This is a genomic window from Fusicatenibacter faecihominis (genome assembly GCF_020686945.1).
GTDB lineage: Bacteria > Bacillota > Clostridia > Lachnospirales > Lachnospiraceae > Limivivens > Limivivens faecihominis.
The window spans coordinates 1-18,461 of record NZ_JAJEPR010000038.1 but is presented as its reverse complement, the minus strand read 5'-3'; the positions used below and the strand labels follow the sequence as shown (position 1 = coordinate 18,461).

Annotated in this window: 8 protein-coding genes; 1 reads left to right on the top strand and 7 read right to left on the bottom strand. The window is 48.0% G+C overall.

What is annotated here, in order from left to right:
- Positions 1–21: 21 nt before the first annotated feature.
- The 3 genes from LKD71_RS15140 to LKD71_RS15130 form a co-directional block, all read right to left on the bottom strand.
- Positions 22–750: a S8 family peptidase gene (locus LKD71_RS15140; protein ID WP_227616081.1), complete on the bottom strand. Its 729-nt coding sequence runs from the start codon at positions 748–750 to the stop codon at positions 22–24.
- Entirely contained in the window at positions 747–9,305 is an 8,559-nt protein-coding gene (locus LKD71_RS15135; protein ID WP_227616080.1) for an InlB B-repeat-containing protein, read from the bottom strand. Before LKD71_RS15135 ends, LKD71_RS15140 begins: the two co-directional genes overlap by 4 nt.
- 212 nt (positions 9,306–9,517) lie before the next feature.
- A complete protein-coding gene (locus tag LKD71_RS15130) occupies positions 9,518–10,900 on the bottom strand; it encodes a LuxR C-terminal-related transcriptional regulator (protein ID WP_227616079.1) in 1,383 nt (460 codons plus the stop codon).
- 648 nt (positions 10,901–11,548) lie between these two features.
- On the opposite strand from LKD71_RS15130, the gene LKD71_RS15125 reads away from it, so the two are divergent.
- Positions 11,549–13,714, top strand: coding sequence for a leucine-rich repeat protein (locus LKD71_RS15125; protein WP_227616078.1), 2,166 nt, complete (start codon positions 11,549–11,551; stop codon positions 13,712–13,714).
- A 216-nt stretch (positions 13,715–13,930) separates the two neighbouring features.
- Here LKD71_RS15125 and LKD71_RS15120 read toward each other — a convergent pair whose 3' ends face one another.
- From LKD71_RS15120 to LKD71_RS15105, 4 genes are read right to left on the bottom strand one after another with little or no spacing between them, the layout of a single operon-like run.
- Positions 13,931–15,181 (bottom strand): family 43 glycosylhydrolase, encoded by a 1,251-nt coding sequence (locus LKD71_RS15120; RefSeq protein WP_227616077.1) that lies wholly within the window; start codon positions 15,179–15,181, stop codon positions 13,931–13,933.
- Positions 15,182–15,196: 15 nt separating this feature from the next.
- Positions 15,197–16,555 carry a GH1 family beta-glucosidase gene (locus LKD71_RS15115; RefSeq protein ID WP_227616076.1) on the bottom strand — a complete coding sequence of 453 codons (1,359 nt, stop codon included), beginning with the start codon at positions 16,553–16,555 and terminating at the stop codon, positions 15,197–15,199.
- 15 nt (positions 16,556–16,570) lie between these two features.
- Positions 16,571–17,395 (bottom strand): carbohydrate ABC transporter permease, encoded by an 825-nt coding sequence (locus LKD71_RS15110; RefSeq protein ID WP_227616075.1) that lies wholly within the window; start codon positions 17,393–17,395, stop codon positions 16,571–16,573.
- A complete protein-coding gene (locus LKD71_RS15105; protein ID WP_227616074.1) occupies positions 17,392–18,279 on the bottom strand; it encodes a carbohydrate ABC transporter permease in 888 nt (295 codons plus the stop codon). The genes LKD71_RS15110 and LKD71_RS15105 overlap by 4 nt, the downstream gene beginning before the upstream one ends.
- Positions 18,280–18,461: the final 182 nt, after the last annotated feature.

Here is an 18,461-nt window from a genome sequence, read left to right as displayed (position 1 = left end):
CAGCTGCTTTTCGCAGATAAATCACTCGTTGTCCGTTTTCAGAAAACCCCAGCCAAATACCGGGTCGTAACCTTCCTCCCCCGTATCAATTACAGTGTCTTTCAGCCATTCCCGAATTTCTGTTTCGGAGGCTTCCGGCTTTTGAAAGAGATATTCTGCGATTTTTCCTGAAACCCTGGGGACTGCAAAAGAGGAACCCTTTTCCCCTTCATAATTTCCATCTGCACTGACAAATACCGCCTCGCTCTTAAGATACCAGAGAGAGCTTACAGGCTCCCCCTTTTCATCGGTATCTGCCCCGCCCACACCAATGACCTCTTCCCAGGCTGCCGGATAGACCAGACTGCCTAAGGGTGTGGAAAGGCTTAGATTTCCTGCTGCCGCCACAAGGACGGCGCCGTTTTCCCTGGCGTAGCAGACCGCTTCGTAAAGTTCTTCGCTTTCTTCATTCCGCGTCCAGCTGATGCTGATCACATCTGCCTGCCAGAGATCCACAGCATCATAGAGCGCCTGCGTGATGGTCTCTGTTCCCTTTTTTTCTTCTGTTTCTTCTGCTGATTCAAAACATTTCAGCATGATGAGTCTGGCATTCGGAGTTTCCGATTCCAGGAGCTGATAGATCAGGTCTCCATGGCCGGCTTCATCCGTCAGATCCTCGTTTCCGGCCAGATAATTCCATCCCTCGGCCCCGGCTTCATTCGTCCCGGAATCCAGAATACAGACCACCGGAGCCTGCGGTGCGGCTGTCATCCTTCCTCCGGAAGGGGCATTTCAGCCCCTTCGGTATTCATTGCTTCTGTATGGAGGGATTCGCTCTGCAGTTCTGACGCCAATTCTGTCTGCACTTCCGTAGCCGGTTCCGGCGCTTCGGTCATTGGTTCTGCGGCCGGTTCTGGTAAGATTGCTTCTGTCTGGGGCTCCGTGGACGGCTCCGGTGCTGCTGTTTCTGTCTGTTTCTCCGTCTGGGGTTCTGTAGATGGCTCCGATGCAGGTTCTGGTGCCGCAGTCTGGGATTCTGTAGCCGGTTCTGCAGCTTCTGTGGTTTCTTCCGTCGCCGGTGTCTCGGTCTGTTTTTCCGGCTCCGGCGCTTCCGTTCCCGCTTCTGTAGTCTTCTCCGTAACAGGTTCTGTTGTGGGTTCTGTCACTTCTTCGGTGGATGGTTCCGGAGCTTCCGTCTGCGGTTCCGTCACAGCTTCGGTTTCTGCTGCTGCCGTTTCGGATTCACTTTCTGCTGTTTTTTCCGGTTTTCTTCTTGCCTTTTTCCCTTTTCTCGATGTCGTGCTTACTGCTGCGGTTTTCGTTTCATCCGCCTCCAAAGACTGTGTACCTGTCGTTTGTGTCATGTAAACATCAATCGTTGGTTCTGCTGTCAAAGCCCGCTCCATTACAATCTCCACGATCTTCAAGGAACTGTGATAGATCACTGTCATAAAACCAGAATTCGTATAGACGTAATTTCCCGATGCATCTACCCGGCAGCTTGCAGTTTCATTGCCCATCGAGATCTCCACCTTTGAAAATGTCATATTTTCCTGTTCCGATACACCAACCAAAATGCTGCGTTTCCGGGTCGTTCCCCAAATACTGACTGCCGTCCTTGCTGTGAATGTTCCATCACTGCCGTATTTGACATACGCGGTCAATGGTAGTGCATCTTTTGCTTTTACCTCCGCACTGGAATTTACCGTCTTATAATTTTTGCTATCCGTCGGAGTAAAGGTCACATTGTAGCTCCGACTATTCAGAATCATTTCCGGATCTTCCCAATTCCAGACTCCGTCTACGGGTTTACCGTTGTTTGGATTTACCGGCTGCGGCTGATCCAGCTTACACAGCGTCAGAGGAACATTCAGTGCACCAATCCCGATGACATAAATTGTCTCAAACGCACAACTGCTCGCATCCGGCACTGCCATTACCACTTCCACCAGGAAACTATAGCTCACAGGATTTAAGTTTCCTCTCTGTTTTTCTTCCGGAATGAATTCTGCTTTTATCTGCCGCTTACCGACCGGCAGCGGCTGGCTGTAGGGTTCGCCTGTTTCATCTGTCAGCATCCATTTCCATTTACCGGTGACGGGAATGCTGCTGCCGTTTCTTTCATAGGAAACAACGACGCCACTGATCATATCCTGGGCGCTGAGGCGGAAATCCACGACTTTTCTGTTGACGGTGTGCGTTTCCTTTTCTCCCTCTGTCAGCTCCTGTCCATAGCCAAGCTTCTGGACCTGAATGACATTTCCGGCGGGATCTGCCGATACGGTAAGATCGGCCTTCCGGATCTGATAGCTTACGACTGCCACTGCCGGATCCTTGCTGCTCACCGTAGCCTGACTTCCGTCCGTAGCTAATCCTGACTCTTTCCAGACCATGTATTCCGAATGTTTGAGCCGCAGTGTCACAGTGTAGGTTCCGGCACTGATGCCGCCGTTGTTTTCCGTCACTTTATAGTCCGCCGTCTCATTTACGACCGGTTTCTGCAGGCTTCCATCGTAGGTTAAGCCAGCAATCAGTGGGATCTCTACTTCCCGTTTCGTCACGGTCAGTTTCACCTTGATTCCGGTGATACTTCGGAAACCGACCTTATCCTCCGGAACGAAGGTCAGGGTAAATTCCTGCTCACCTTCATCGGAATCGGAAAGCGTGTAGCCCGGCGCATCCCAGGTCCAGGTTCCGGCTGCTTCCTGATAAGCGTTGGCTGCGACTTTGTAAACGGCTCTTCCGCCGGTCACTTCCACATCTCTCAGTGCAGTACCGACGGTCACGGTTCCATTTACAGTCGGCGCTGTTTCCAGTACCGGCTGGATCCGGCGGATCTCAGCCGTGGATTTTGCGCTCTCATTCAGGAGAACATAGAGTCCATCTGAATCATTTTCCAGCTGATAACCATAGAAAACAACCTGCAGATCTTTGCCCGGAATGTTCTGAGAAAATTCCATCTGACCGCCGGTGAGCTTCAGCTCTTCATAGACGATTCCGCGGTCTGCATCTACCAGACGGTAGGTTCCTGTGGCTGCCGTGCTATCTTTGACATAGTCTCTGGAGTCAGCGGTAAATTCTACATTTACGCCGATCTGGGTCTGTACGGACACCTCGATTTCGCAGGGAGCATAAAGCTTCGCTGCCTCTTCATCCGGTGTAAAGATCACCCAGTAAATCACACTTCCGTTGTCTCCGCCCCAGGGGATGATGGTCTCATCCTGCCAGGAGAAGGTGCCGGGCACTTCGACCTCTCCATATTTTACGCAGCCTCCGGTCAGGGTGCTGTCTTTGAGGCTCTGCCCATAGGTAAGACTGCCCGCTGTGGGAGCCAGAGTCACTTCCGGCTGATTTTTGGAGATCCATGCCTCATAAGCGGTGTTTTCTCTTACATACTCGGTTCCTGCATCGTCTTTGTAGGTCACAGTGACACGATAAAGATAACGATAGAATCTGTCTTCCATCTCCGGCTCTTCTTCCTGAACCACAGTCATGGAAATCGCATCCAGATAAGCGCTGATCCGCTCATCCTCATGGAGAGCATTCTGCAAAGCTTCTCTTACCGCTTCCAGCACTCTTGCATCCAGTTCTGCCTCTTCGCCCAGCTCCGGAAGGTCCTCAATCCGGCTCTCAAAGCCACCGCTGACTGCTTCCAGCGCCATATCCGCAATCTTCTCTGACGGATCATCCGTCTTCCAGGTTGCCTGATAGCTTCTGTCTCCCATAGAGCCCCTGGAAATCTTCACCTCCATCGTGGGTTCTGTAAGACCGGTTCCGATCCAGCCGGTAAATTCATATTTTTCCAGAGCCGGATTTTTCAGTGTGATCTCATCGCTTTCCACCGTGTAGCTCTCCGGATTTGGCTCCGCGAGGGTTCCGCGGACCAGATTATAAGAAAGCTTGTAGGTGATGGCCTTCCAATGGGCCGTATACTGCCTCTCTCCAGAAGAACCAGCCGGAATCTCAACGGTTTTCACCGCCTCGGTAAGACCCGTTCCGGTCCAGCCGGTAAACTCATAGCCTTCCCGCTCCGGATTTTTCAGGATAATGGTATCTTCTGTCGTATAGCTTTCCGGATTCTCAGCAGGTTTTTCCACTCCGTTCATTTCATAGATGATGGAATAGGTCACTGCTTTCCAGCCTGCGTAAAGGATCAGTTCCTCGCTGATCGTCTCTGCTGCCGGATCAAACGCTTCTTTTCCTTTCCGGTCTTTATACCAGCCGGTAAACTCATAATGGTCTCTCACCGGATTTTCCGGAAGCTCTGTCAGAAGAGCGCCCTCCTGCACAACGGTGTTTGCATAACTTCCTTCCTCCGGATTTTCTGCAGGAGCGTTCCGTTCAAAGGTCACAGGGATCAGTTTGATCCAGCCTGCGTAAAGGATCAGTCCGCCGGTCAGCGTCAGGTTTTCCGTATCTGCCGGCTCGCCTTCTGCTTCCGCATTTGTATACCAGCCGGTAAATTCATAACCGGGGTAATCCGGAACCAGGATATCCAGGACTTTTTCTCCCACCCGTCTGGTGGAATATGTGAAGCGGTAGTATTCTTCCCCGTCTCCTTCGAATACCTGTCTGGTCTCTTCGCCGTCCAGATAAAGTGCCTGCCCCTTCACTGCTCCGAAATCGACCGTCACATCACAGGTCCAGTCCGCATAGAGAATCTGATCCGTCACCAGATTTCCGCCGAAAATAAAGGAGTCTCCCGAACCATCCTCTTTTTCTTTCCAGCCGCGGAACGTCAAACCGTCAACAAACGGTGCCGGTGGTTCTTCTGTTTTTCCGTCTTCCCGCACGCTTACCGTTTTATAGGTTCCATAGGAGCCGTAATTATACAGGAACGTCAGTGTCCGATATTTATAAGAACGGAGCCGTAGCTTCAGATCATACGTCGGCATGGAAAAGACTACGGTGTTGTCTTCTTCTGTCCGGAACTGGATATCCGGATCTTCGCACTGCACTTCCACACCGGTGTAGCCTTCCTCCAGTGTGATCTTCAGGCGAACTTCCGTTCCCGGCCGGATGCCTGTTTCTGTCACGATGGATCCGTCCTCAAAGTTCATGGAACGGATGCCTTCTCCAAGCTCTACCTCCAGCTTCGGATCCCCGAGGGTGATCTCATAACGGACGTCCGTTTCCTGTTCCCGGCCGGTGAGGAAAAAGCCTGTTTTTACCGGTTCTGCCCCGTCCACCGTCATGAGGAGCGGCTGCTTTTCTCCATTAAAAGCAGATCTCTTTGCAGAAAGCTTCCAGCTTCCGTCTTCCTCAGGTGCAAAATCCAGAGCCGTTTCACTCTGCGGCGGGTAAACGGAAAATGCATATTGCGTATCCGGCAGAGGATTGGTCAGCTTCACATGATAATTGATGCTGCCGTCACCTTCAAACCGGCGTACATAGAGATAATAAGTTACCTCATACTCTTTTGTTTCCTTGAATACGTCGAAGCGTACCACTCCATTGTCCGGTGTCATATAACAGAAGTTACTGATCCTGGGAACACTGTACTGCATGGAACTGCTTCCTGACGGATCCAGCCAGCTGAAATTCATTCCCTGGATTTCCGGATAAGCTTTTATGGCTGCAGATGCCGCCGTATTCAGGTTCATTTTTCCGGTGGCTGTCGGCTCGCTTAAACCTCCCACCATATGAGACGCTTCAAAAGAAGTCTCGTAAACTACCGCATTGTCCCAGGCTGCTGCTTCCAGTCCCCAGGCATGGGCACACCAGTCATAAAGCTTCACCTGAACCTTCTGTGTCGTGGTGGAAATGGCGCATTGCTTGGAGAGATGGAAGCGGCGCACCTGTTTTTTCACCATGGCGGAAGCATTGCTGTTCTGATAAGTCAGCACCACATCCAGTTCCGCTTTTTCACAGATGTACTCTGCCGCAATGCTTTCATCCATGTAGATCATGCCCTGATTCTGCCCTTTGGAAGGATCGCCAACGGAGAACAGTTTGTTTTTCGGATCGCCGGATGGAACTTTCTCTCCGTTCACCGTAAGATTTTCGATCTTGAGACTCACTTCTTTATTACTACAGAGGAGTTCGTTCTCCAGGCATTTACCGGTCATCAGTGTCCAGGTCTTCATAGGAATATTCTGGAATCCAAACACGGTTTTCTTATCTGCATTGGCTATGGAGCTTTCCCACATCTGATCCAGTTTTTCCGCATTCATATAGCTGAGTTTACTGGATACCGAAGTGGACCATAGCGGCCAGCGGCCTTTGTAAACATTCCAGTTTTTCTTGATGGTCTTGAAGATCAGTTTTACCCGAAGGCCAAGGTCTACGCTCACATCAATACCGACCTCAAAATTCAGTGCTCCCAGGCTGGTATTTGCCCCGGATAAAAGATTCGCCGTGAAGAAATACATACCCGAAAGCTCCGCGTAGGCATAAAGACTTCCCATCACCGAGGCACTTGCGATGCCGCAGAGTGTGATTGAGATCGTCAGACGGAGCCCCAGACGGACGCCGACTTTACCGATGAGGTAAATATTCGTAGTCACGTTACTTTCCAGCTTCTGCGTGTAAGAACTTCCCTTGAATTTCAGGAAATTGTATTTGAAACCGATGCGTTCGCCGTTTGTAATGACGATCTCCACACCGAAGGTTGCCAGAATACCGATCTGACCCACGAAATCCAGGTCCACGCCAAGGGTGATGATGCCGTAGAAGGAGAATTTCAGTGTCAGAAGCCGGACGGTAAAGAGATCATTATAGGACAGTGAGGTCGAAACCACCGACTGCATCACATCCATAAGATCCTGTACGGACTGGTCATACGCATCGTAATCGTCCGTCTCTTTGATTCCTTCCGGTTTTACGATCTCTTTCATGCTCTCTGCCGCTTTTTCAAAAACATTGGCACTCTTTCCGGTGGTGGCAGAGATCGTAAGGGCGATCTTCGACGTGGAACGAAGCGTTACAGACATATCCAGCCAGATCTTTCCGCCGTTTACATTGGTCTGTACCGACAGAGACTGGGTAAATGCAAGCTTCGGTGTCACCGTCATCAGTATCTTGCCGTCCTTTTTGATCGTGGCTTTGGCACCGACCGTGATATTTGCCGTCACCGTACTTCCGGATACGGAAAGCTTTACCGTGGGGCGCTGCGGCTGGAGCGTCGCATTCATACCTGCCAGTGCATATACGCCTTCTCCGTACATCTCATCCAGGAGCTTCTGCGTCTCCCTGGAGCTCATGACAGCTACCAGCATCTGTGCCTTCAGTTCCTCATTTTCTTCCACCTGACTGGAGATTTTGGATGAAAGGAGCTCCAGATCTTCCTCGCTCAGTTCCTCATCCACATCCACATCTTCCGTCACATGAACATCCAGATCAGAAAGATAGGCTTCGGGATCCGCGTAACCGAACGTCAGATGTGTCCCATCCTCTTTTTTCTCAGCAGTCAGAATCTCTGCAAAAAGAACGTAGCCATCGAAAGAGCCCTCTGTGTAGGCTTCGATATTCTGCTCCTCTCTGCCGATCTCACCGTCATAAAAGACTACGATATCCTCTTTTTTATACTCTTTGTCGGTCTGAAGTACGATCTCACCGGGGTCATAATCTCTCTGGTCGACCTCTTCATCCAGGTTTTCGCTCTGGTCCTTATCCTCATAGGAAACCACCGGTGTATAAGAAGTCACCTGATCCCAGAGTTCATAGGCGATCTCATCGGAAAAGTCTACCACCTCGACTTCTTCCTTGTATACATAGAGCACCATGGTCTCCACGTCTTCCGAATAACCGGCAAAATGCACACCGTCAGATACGATCACACTCACCGTGGAACCGGGCTCAAAGCCTTTCTCCCCATCCTTTTCATAGCAGGTTCCGGAAAGAGCAAAACCGTCTGCCGTCTCTCTCACGCTGACCGTCGGCTCCAGATCACCGGATCCTGCCTCCAGACGGATGGCTGCCTCCACATCCTCCAGCGTCATTCCCTCTTCTGCGGTAAGAAGCACCTCTTCCTGCCAGCCGAAATCCTTCCGGTCCACAGAGCTTCCGTCTTTTTCAGAAATCTCCGGTTCATCGGACGTAAAAAATGCATACAATGTCACGTTTTCTTCCAGCGGCTCCGTATAGGAAAAGCTCTCCGTACACTCCGCATCACGGCACCAGCCGCCAAAGGTATACCCTTCTTTTCTTGTGGAAATTTCTGAAACCGGCTTGGTCAGAAGCGTTTCACCCTTTGCAAAGGCCAGTGGTTTTAAAGGATCACCGCCAGCGGTCTCGAAGGTGACCGTAACTGCATCCTCTGCTTTTATATAACGGGCATAAAAGGTCAGCTGACCGTTTACAGCCTCAAACTGAGAGGCCGGCTCCGTAAATTCCTCGTCCTGATACCAGGAGGTAAAAATCTTACCTTCTTTTTCCGGCAGTTCTTCCGGATATTCCACCGGATCACCCGGTTTTACGAGAGAAGTCTCCAGTACCTCATCTTCTGCCATAAAAGTGACCAGATAAGAGGTCAGCACCAGCTCCTCCTGCTGCCCGGCTTTGAGCGTGATCTCGCTCCCGTCAGGCTTCACAAGCGTAAATGCTTCCTGACTTTCATTTTTCACAGAAGCAGTTGCCCGTACCGTAAGTTTTTCCGGTGCTTTCGTTACCCGGATCACGCCCAGGGAAGCATTTCCCTCAATGGTCACTTCTTTTCCGCCATCCACCTGGATCTCCGGAACTTCCGTATCCTGAGAAAGGCGAAGGAGGGTATCTTCCGCTTCTTCTCCGCTAAAGAGCGTCAGCTTTTCCAGACTGGTGCCGGAAAGTTCGGTTCTGATGCCGCCGAAAATTCCCATAGAATCTGTTTTCGTCTCTTTCAGCTTCACCTTGCCGCCTCCGGCAACAGAAATGTGCTTTGCCTCCGCACCGGTCACGGCCGCTTTTTCTGCCATGATGAGAAGATTTGCATCTCCTCCGGTCAGATTCAGGCTGTCGGCTTCTTCCTCGGAAAAGACCCGGTTCGCCCAGAGCTTTTCGCAGAGCGCCTGCCAGTCTGCCCCGGAAAGATTTTCGTCTGTTTTCCCGTCAAAACAGGAGTCCAGCTCATCGCTTTCGGCACTTAAACCCAGAAGTTTTTCCAGAAAAGCCTTCGCGTCCGACCAGGTTTCCAGCTGCGCCTGTTCTTTCAGCTCTTTCGCAGCCATCTCCATCGTGCGGAGATCTTCCTCCGTCTCTGTCTCTGCGCTTTTATTGCTTTCTTCCTTTGTTTCTTCCAGTTCTGCTGCCCGCACAAAGGTTTCGCCCACTCCTGTGCCTCCAATGGTCGTTACCAGCATGGCCAGAACCAGAAGCATAGCCAGAAATTGCCGTTGCTTTTTCTTCATATTGCTTCCTCCCTCATATGATTTTTTCCATTATCTGACAGTTCTTAAGAATATTATATTGTTTTTTTTACTCACCAGAAACCCTCTTGAAAGCAGAAAAAAGTGCCCTGCCCAGGCTGCCAGGCAAGACACTTTTGGTCTTTTTGTCTTTTGTTTACGGGTCCAGTTTTACGATATTCGTAAGACTGAAAATCACGGCTTTTCTCTGTCTTTTACTTATTTACAAACTGCAGCAGTTCTTTTCTGCTGTTCACATGCAGGGTAGCAAGAATATCGGAAATGATGTGTTTCACAGTGTTGACCGAAAGGCCCATACAGTCTGCGATCTCCTGGTTGCTCCAGTCCCGGCAGGCCAGCATGGCAATGGCAAATTCCTGCGGTGTCAGTGCATCCGTGACAACCCAGTCCGATTCCTGATTGTGCATCTTCATCCAGCCACGGCTGAAACTGATGATGCCTTTCGTAAGTGCCTTATAAGCCTCCGGTTCCGCCTTTTTCAGACAAGACTCCATGACTCCCTGAAGAAGGCCATGATGCTCAATAAAAACCTCCAGAAGCCCGTCCGATTTTGCCGTATCCCAGGCTGTCATAAAGGCCTCTTTTGCCTCTTCCGTTTCTTTCAGTTTGATTTTGCACATTGCAACCATGCAGTAAATATAGATTTCCGGAATCGGATAGGTCTCATTAAGTGAAAAAAGAGTCGCATCCAGAATCCCCAGTGCCCGTTCATAGTTTTCCTGAAGATAAAGCTCATGCGCCATCAGATAAGAGGCGTAAGCGCGAAGTCCTTTGGGCAGATACTTCACATACTCCCGCAAAGGAGGAAGATCATCAGCCGGAAGATGTACCAGAATACAGGTCATATAGCCGGCAAAGACACAGTTCGCCTGAATTTCCTTTTTCTCATTCCCTGACAAAACAACCGCCAGCGTTTCCTGGATTTTTAAAAATCCATTCCGGGCCGCCTCTGCATTTCCCAGAGTAAAATTAGCAAAGGAATACATAAGACAGGCAGAAAGCCGGATGGAAATATTCTCATTTTCCAGATAAGTCTCCGTGATCTCCTCACATTTTTCCGCTTCACCGGAAAAATAATAGAGCTCCGCCTCTGCTATCCTTCGAAAGTCAGGATCTGAAAAGCTTTCCACCGTCTTTTTTCCATCGCCGGGTTTAAAAGAACTGTTCAGAAGAGGAAGCAAGAACCCGCTTTTTTCAGCTTTTCCCTCTGCTTCCCTCGTTCTCTTTGTCTTTTCCGCACGAAAAAAAACGTCCAAAAATTCTTCTGCCTTTCTGATATGCAGAATGGTAAACAGCTCTTTTAAGCCTTCTTCATCCAGCATGTCCGTTTTATAACTCTTCTGATCTGCCGCCGGAAGTTTCAGCGATACGATATTCTCAAAGCGGAAAGGTGCTTCTTCCTTTTCCGTTTTCTGCCGCAGCTTTCGCTTAAAATCGCTCCAGTACCGGCTGGGATTCGCACTTACTTCCAGTGCCCGCAGAACATCAACAACAGAGAAAAACCATCTGCCTTCCCTTTCTTTCCAGACACTTCGGATCTTCTGTCCCTGGTAGCATTGAACCACATATTTCTCCATAGCTGTCTTCCTCCCGTTTTTCAAAAGCCTTATCATGCAAGCATGAACGGCTTTTTGACCCCAACTGATGCCTACGAATTGCTCCGCTGCAAGGCAGCTCACGCAATTCTACAAACATTCGAAATCCGCTGATTTACTGCGTAAATCGCTACTTTCTCATGTTTTGCGGGTCCCAAGTTCAAAAGCCTTATCGTGCAAGCACGAACGGCTTTTTGACCTTTTGACCCTAGTATCATCATTATATAATAAGAAGCTTCTCATGAACAGCGAAAATTTGGAGTGATAAGTGCACATTTTTGCCCTTCCCCTGTACATTTTCGGCAAAGTGTCTTCCTTTGGTTTACATCTCCGATTTCTTTTGCTATTATGAAAACAGTGAAATATTGTAACTGTTCAGGACGTTCAAAACAACAGGCCACAGGTCTACGCGCTGCTTCGGTCGGTGCTAAACGAGTCCCACCGGGACTCAGCACCCCGCGCATTACATGCGCTCTCGCTGCATTCGCAGCTTTTGTCTGAGGCTAATGGGCGTTCCGCCCATTCCGAAATAAAAAATTCATCCTATTGCAAACAAGTTTGCATAGTCTGATTTTTCATTTCGCTGATGTTCTGAACTGTTACAAAATATTTTATGAAGGGAGCAAGATTATGAAAAAAACACAAAAATTTCTTGCGGGCATTTTTCTGCTGGCAGTCCTTTTACTGGGGCTGATGCCTGTAAGCACAAAAGCAGCGGCTCTGAAAGCTACCGATCCCTGCTACAAGATCACACCGCAGCTTACTTCCGCTTCCTGGAAGTACATCGACGAGATCTACCGGCAGAAGTATCCGGACCTGGGCCTCACAAACTGGTTTCTTTCCGATGCTGACCGGGAAGTCCTGCAAAACCTGAGTGATACCATTACCAAGGGGCTCTCTTCCCCTTCCCAAAAAGCCAACGCCATCGCCCGGTGGGTCAAAACAAACATCACTTACGACATCACCGTCTCCAGTTTTCCAATCGACGTATTCTACAGCCGCAGAGGCGACTGCCAGGGATACAGCATGCTTATGACAGCGCTGATGCGCTTTGCCGGTATTTCTGCTGTGGACTGCACCGGATGGATCGGAAACATGCAGAAAAATATGACCCTTGGAGTCTTAAGCCATGCAGACGGTCACGCCTGGGTCATGGCCTGGCTCGGAAATGACTGGTACCTCTTTGATCCGCTGTTCGACAGGTATCAATGCAAAGACAAAACCTTAATCTCCAAGTGGTATTTTTTCGATCTCATCGATGGGGTCTGCCCCTACTATGACGGAATTCCTTTCCAGTACATCAATAACGGAAGCGGGATTTTTTACAAAGACGGCCGTTTTCTGTACCTTGAAAACGGAATTCCGGGAAGTCAGGTACATGGCTGTTCCGTGCAGTATTTTGGCTCTGCAGAGGGTATTTCCTACCCTGCGGTTCTTCGTTATTCTGAGTCTCCCAACGGTACCCATGATGGATGGGAGTATGACGAAAACCCGGAGCGGAAAGACCAGATGATCAATGATGAATGCTATTCCAATGGCTGGGTAGGAGACGAATACGCAAAACCAAATGGAATCATTGCCACGAATTCTATTGTAACCAAAAATGGCATAACACTTTTCCTCAGTTATGCCGGCGCCGCTTTTTATCTGCCCGGAAAATCTTCCGATTACACACTGACGAGCGGTGCGATCACCCTCAAAAAAGGACAGAGTCTGTCAGGCTTTTATCCCTATTCTTATAGTAAAAAGGAAGAAGGTTATGTCCTGACCTGGAAATCGGAGGATCCTTCCATTGCCACAGTCACTCCTGGCGGAAAAGTCACCGGTATCTCTGAAGGATATGTAAATCTCAGTTACAATTTTTGCCGCCTGGAAGATAACGCCTATATTGGAGGAGGGTTCATTCAGTTCTATGTAAGTGCTTCTGACCGGAAAGCGGATTATACCGATCACTCTCAGCTGGACAAGCATGCTAAAATCATTCTCTACGATAAACGATGCCGCTTTACCGGGTCCGAAATCCGTCCTGCAGTGACTGTCACCTGTGATGGAAACACCTTAAGTGAAGGCAGCGATTACACCCTTTCCTATAAAAACAATATCAATCCCGGAACAGGAACGATCATTGTTACCGGAAAAGGTGTATATAAAGGAATTCTCAAAACAACCTTCCTCATTACTTCCGCAGACGGAACTCCGGTTCCTGAAACGCCATCCACAAATACCCGGCCAAAAAAAGGTCAGACTCTGACCCATGCCTCCGGCAGCAAATATCTCGTTACGGGCACCAGAACCGTTGCCTTTAAAGCACCGAAAAAAGGAGCGAAAGCAGTCGTCATTCCAAAGACCGTAACTCTGAAAGGCTATCCTTTCAAAGTAACCTCCATTGCCTCCGCCGCTTTCCGGAATAATGCCACCGTCACGAAAGTCACTGTGGGAAGCAATGTCACCACCATCGGTCAGAAAGCTTTCTCCAACTGCAGCAAGCTCAGCAGCCTAACCCTTGGAGGCTCTGTCAAAAACATCGGCGCCTACGCCTTCTACCGCTGCACGGCTTTAAAGAAACTCACGATTCCTGCAGCCACCACAAGCATCGGAAAAAGTGCCTTCTATGCTTGCAAAAAGCTGACATTCCTCACTATCCGGACCGCCAGCCTCACCAGCAAAACCATCGGCGCCAAAGCTTTCATCGGAACTCCGAAAAAGCTCACCGTTTCTGTACCGGAAAAACAGAAAACTGCTTACACCAGGCTTCTTCGAAGCAAAGGCATAAGCAGAAGTGCTAAAATCAAATAATCGTAATTATTCAGAGCTGCACCTCAATTCCGTTTCGCTTTATTTCGTTGTGGCTTCTCGCCAAATAGATTTCCATTCAAAAGTGTCTGTTTCTGCAAGCAGGACTGACACTTTTTCCTGAAAATCTGCTTGACTCTGAACGGTTACAAATAATTTTATAAAAGGAGCAACAGCCCCGAAGACAATAATTGTCTCTGGAACTGTTGCTCCTCTTTACTATTTAAAACAAAATTCTTTTACATTCATCAGTTTTCCACTGCTTCCGGCAAACTCAAAGTAAATGCTGTGTCTGCCCTCCATGCTCCGCTTTAATGGAGCCTCATATTCCGCAAAATCATAATTTCCTTTACTTTTTCCTATTTGAATTTCTGCAACCACTTCTCCATCCGGACCATCCAGATGTACCAGAATCTGTGAATCAAGACCCGTATTGGAAGCCTTTACCTGAATTTTATCTATTTTCCCTTCAAATAAATAATACTTAATATATGCTCCGTCACCATTATGAATATTTGTCAGAAATTCGTATGACTCTGCTGCTGACGTATAATTTTCCAAGTATGCTTTTCCATTGATCTTGCAAAAAGCTGATGCAGTTAAAACTCTTGTTTCTGGAATATGTGATTCTGCTCCCTGTGTTGTCATCTCCACTTCATCAATGGTTCCATCTTCATTGATCTGTATCTTCTCTGCACAGACGCGTCTGCTGTATACACTGTTATGCGTAGACCTGTGATAAAACACATAATAGTCTTCGCCAATTTTCTGAATAGATCCATGGTCGTTCCACGAGGAAGGGTCACAGCCGTTATTGTCAATGATGATTCCTTTTTTTTCATAAGGTCCAAGCGGGTTATCACTGATCGCATAGCCCAGGCAGGTGGGTCTGCCCCTTGATATATCCGCATATACCATATAATATTTTCCATTGATTTTGCGAATCGATGAACCTTCGTGAAAGCCATCTTCATCCTGGGTCAGAAGATTGGTCTTATGTGTCTCTTCCCTGATTTTACCAGTTTCAAGATCCAGCTCTGCTCCATGGAGCCCCATCTGGCCCCAGAAATAATAGACCTTATCTTTTTCAACCAGAGCGCTGGGATCGATACCATGGGCTTCCTTAATGATTCCTCTGTCCGTAAACGGTCCAAGAGGGCTTTCACTTTCTGCAATTCCCTCCGCTCCATCTGCCAGACAATACAAAAGATAATATTTTCCATCTTTTTTGATACAGTCGGGCGCATACAGCCGGATATCTGTTTTTTCCTGCATCTGCTCTGTAGAAAAACTGATCGCCCCCGCCTCCCAGTGAACCATATCTTTGGAATAAAATACCTGATATTCATTACTGCAATAATCATCGTCGTTCACAATATCCTTGGAACCATATAAATAAATGGTTCCGTCCTGATCAACTCTCGCTTCCACATCGGGAATGTAATACTGACTTGATAATAATGGGTTCATATGCAAGCCTCCAATTTATTTAATTATTTCTCCGTTTGTCTCAATCACCTGTCTGTACCATTTTCCGGAATCTTTTATGATGCGGTTCTGGTTTTTGAAATCGGTATATACCAGTCCAAAACGATTGTTATAACCGCTGGTCCACTCAAAATTATCTGTCAGAGTCCAGTGAAAATATCCTTCCACGGAAATTCCTTCCTCTACCGCCCGTTTCAGCTGATAAAGATACCTGTGGAGAAAATCAATCCGCTGCAGATCATGCACCTGTCCGTCAAGGAAAATCCAGTCCTGATTGGAAAGACCATTTTCTGTGATATATAATTTCTTATGATAGCGCTCTTCATAGAATTTCGGTCCCCAGTAAAGTGCTTCCGGTGTCACGGGCCATTCGGCGTTTGTCCGTGCATAGCCGGGATCATTGGGAATAGTGATACATGTTCCATTTTCTCCGGCTTTTCCACGATAGGTCTGGTATACATTCATTCCTATGAAATCAATGGGCTGTGAAATGATTTTCATATCCTCCGCCGTTGTGTCCGGAATATACGCCTCATAAGAATATCCCGTTGTGTCCGGATAGCGCCCCAGGCAAACCGGGTCCAGCCACCAGGAAGTTCCGCCTATCGGTTCCTCCCCCGCATCAAAGGTCATTTTCCGGCAGGCCTCGATGTCTTCCGCTTTTTCCGTTACCGGAGACCAGAGATGCCAGGAAGCCGGTGCGTAACCGATAACCGACGCCTGTTTTGCACAGCTTCGGATCGCCTCCACCGCTTTTCCATGCGCCAGCAGGGAGTGATGTGCTGCCAGAAATAACTCTTTTTTCCCAAGCTTCAGGCCTGGCGCATGCTCTCCGGAAGCAAGCGCCGCCCCGATATAACACTGGGGTTCATTTTCCGTGATCCAGTATTTCACCCGGTCGGACAAACGATTTACGACCGTTTCGGCATAGGCTGCAAAATAATCGGTAATATCACGGTTCATCCATCCGCCCTTTGTATAAAGCTGATAGGGCAGATCCCAGTGAAATAAGGTGATATAGGGTGTAATTCCGTTTTCCAGAAGCTGATCGGTCAGCCGGTCATAATAATCCAGACCTTTTTGATTGATTCTTCCGGTTCCCTCCGGCATAACTCTCGGCCAGCTGATGGAAAAACGATAGGCTTTTATCTGCATTTCAGCCATAAGAGCGATATCTTCTTTTATATGACCATACTGATCGCAGGCCGTATCTCCGGTGTCCTGGTTCTGAATATGCCCCGGTTCATGCACATAAGTATCCCAGACCGAGAGTCCTTTTCCATCCCGGTTCCAGGCCCCTTCCACCTGATAAGAAGAGCTCGCAACACCCCAGACAAAATTTTTCGGAAATCCCATAACTTTCTTCCTTTCTCAGCTCTTGATCGCGCCAGCCATCATTCCGCTTGTCAGACGTTTGGAAATCAGACAGTAAACCAAAATAATCGGAACGATCGAAATGGCAATTGCAGAATACTTTGCGCCGAGATCCTGAAGCATTCCACTGTTCAGATTGTTGATCAGCAGAGGAACTGTAAATTTTTTATCATCAAACAGAAGGATCATCGGGTTGAAAAAGTTATTCCAATAGGAAACAAAGTTAAAAATAACCATCGTGGAAAGCGCCGGCTTAGACAGCGGCAGGATAAAGGAATGGAAAATTTTGACTTCGCCCGCGCCGTCTATTCTTGCAGAATCAAGCAGTTCCTCACTCATGGACGACTGCAGATACTGAAGGATGAAGAAAATCGTACTGGAATTTGCAATACAGGGCAGAATCAGCGGCCAGTAGGTATTGAGCAGTCCCAGATTATTACAGAGCTTAAATAAACCGATGATTCCAAGCTGTCCGGGAACCATCATGGAAACCATCAAAATAACATAAATCACTTTTTTCAGTTTGAATTTATACTCAAACAGGCCGAATGCCGTCATCGCACCAAAATAAATTGACAAAAAGGTCGATGAAAACGATACGATCGCGCTGTTTAAAAAGCCCCGCGGCATATTTACCATGGAAAGCATATTCCGCAGGTTGTCCAGCAGATACTTTCCGGGTACAACACTCAGTCCTGCATACAATTCGTTTGTACTGTGCGTCGCATTGATCACCATAATGTAAAAAGGCACAACGCAGATCAATGTCAGCAAAATCAGAAGCAGATAAATAAATACATGCGAAATTTTAAACTTTTTCATGCGGATTTCTCCTCCTTTCCATAGATCACTTTAAAGAATATCAGAGAGAAGAAAATGATAATAACAAAGATTCCATAGGAAATCGTTGCTCCGTAGGGAAGATCATTATTTTTGAAAGCCATATTGTAGAGGTACAGAACCATCGTCATCAGGGACTTGGACGGCTCTCCGGAACCCTTGGTCAGAGTCATCGGAATATCAAAAATCTGCATTCCTCCGATCAATGATGTTACCATTACATAGAGCATGGTCGGTTTTAAAAGGGGAAGCGTAATCTTTGTCAGGCGTTTCCATGCATTAGCTCCATCTATCACAGAAGATTCAATCACTTCCTCCGGTATGGCGGCAATTCCGGCCGTCAGTAAAATGGAAGAATAGCCAAACCACATCAGCCACTGGATAAAGGCTGTGATTCCCTGTGCAAAGGAAGGACTGCTCATCCAGTTCACCTTTTCCTTGAGAATTGCGAGATCCACCAGCGCATTATTCACGCTTCCGGTCTGCCAGTCAAAAAGCGCAAGGAACAATACTCCCATGGAGGCAACTGTAATCAGGTTCGGTAAGTAAAAAACTGCCCGGAAAAATCCGGCTCCCTTTATCTTATACTGGGTCAGTAAAATTGCGAGCACCAGTCCGAAGATAAGCTGCGGAATAAAGTTCATCAGCCATATTTTCCATGTATTTCCCACACTCTTCCAAAAAGTCTTGTCATTGATCAGATCCTTATAGTTATCAAAACCTACAAAAACAAAATTCCGGCTGTTTTCCTGAAAGGTCAGGCTCAGATAAAAGCTGTAAATGATCGGATATAACTGAAAGACCAAAAAAGTAAGAATAAACGGCAGACAAAAAATCAGCCCCCATTTTGCTCTTTTCTTTTCCATATGCTACCTCCTGCATTTTCTGCTCAGACGCTGTTTCAAAGTCTGCATTCCCGAAACTTCAAATGCTCCGCAAAAAACCGCGGAGCATTTGATTTTCATAATATGATGATGCCAGGGTCAAAAGCTCAAAAAGCCGTTCGTGCTTGCACGATAAGGCTTTTGAACTTGGGACCCGCCAAACA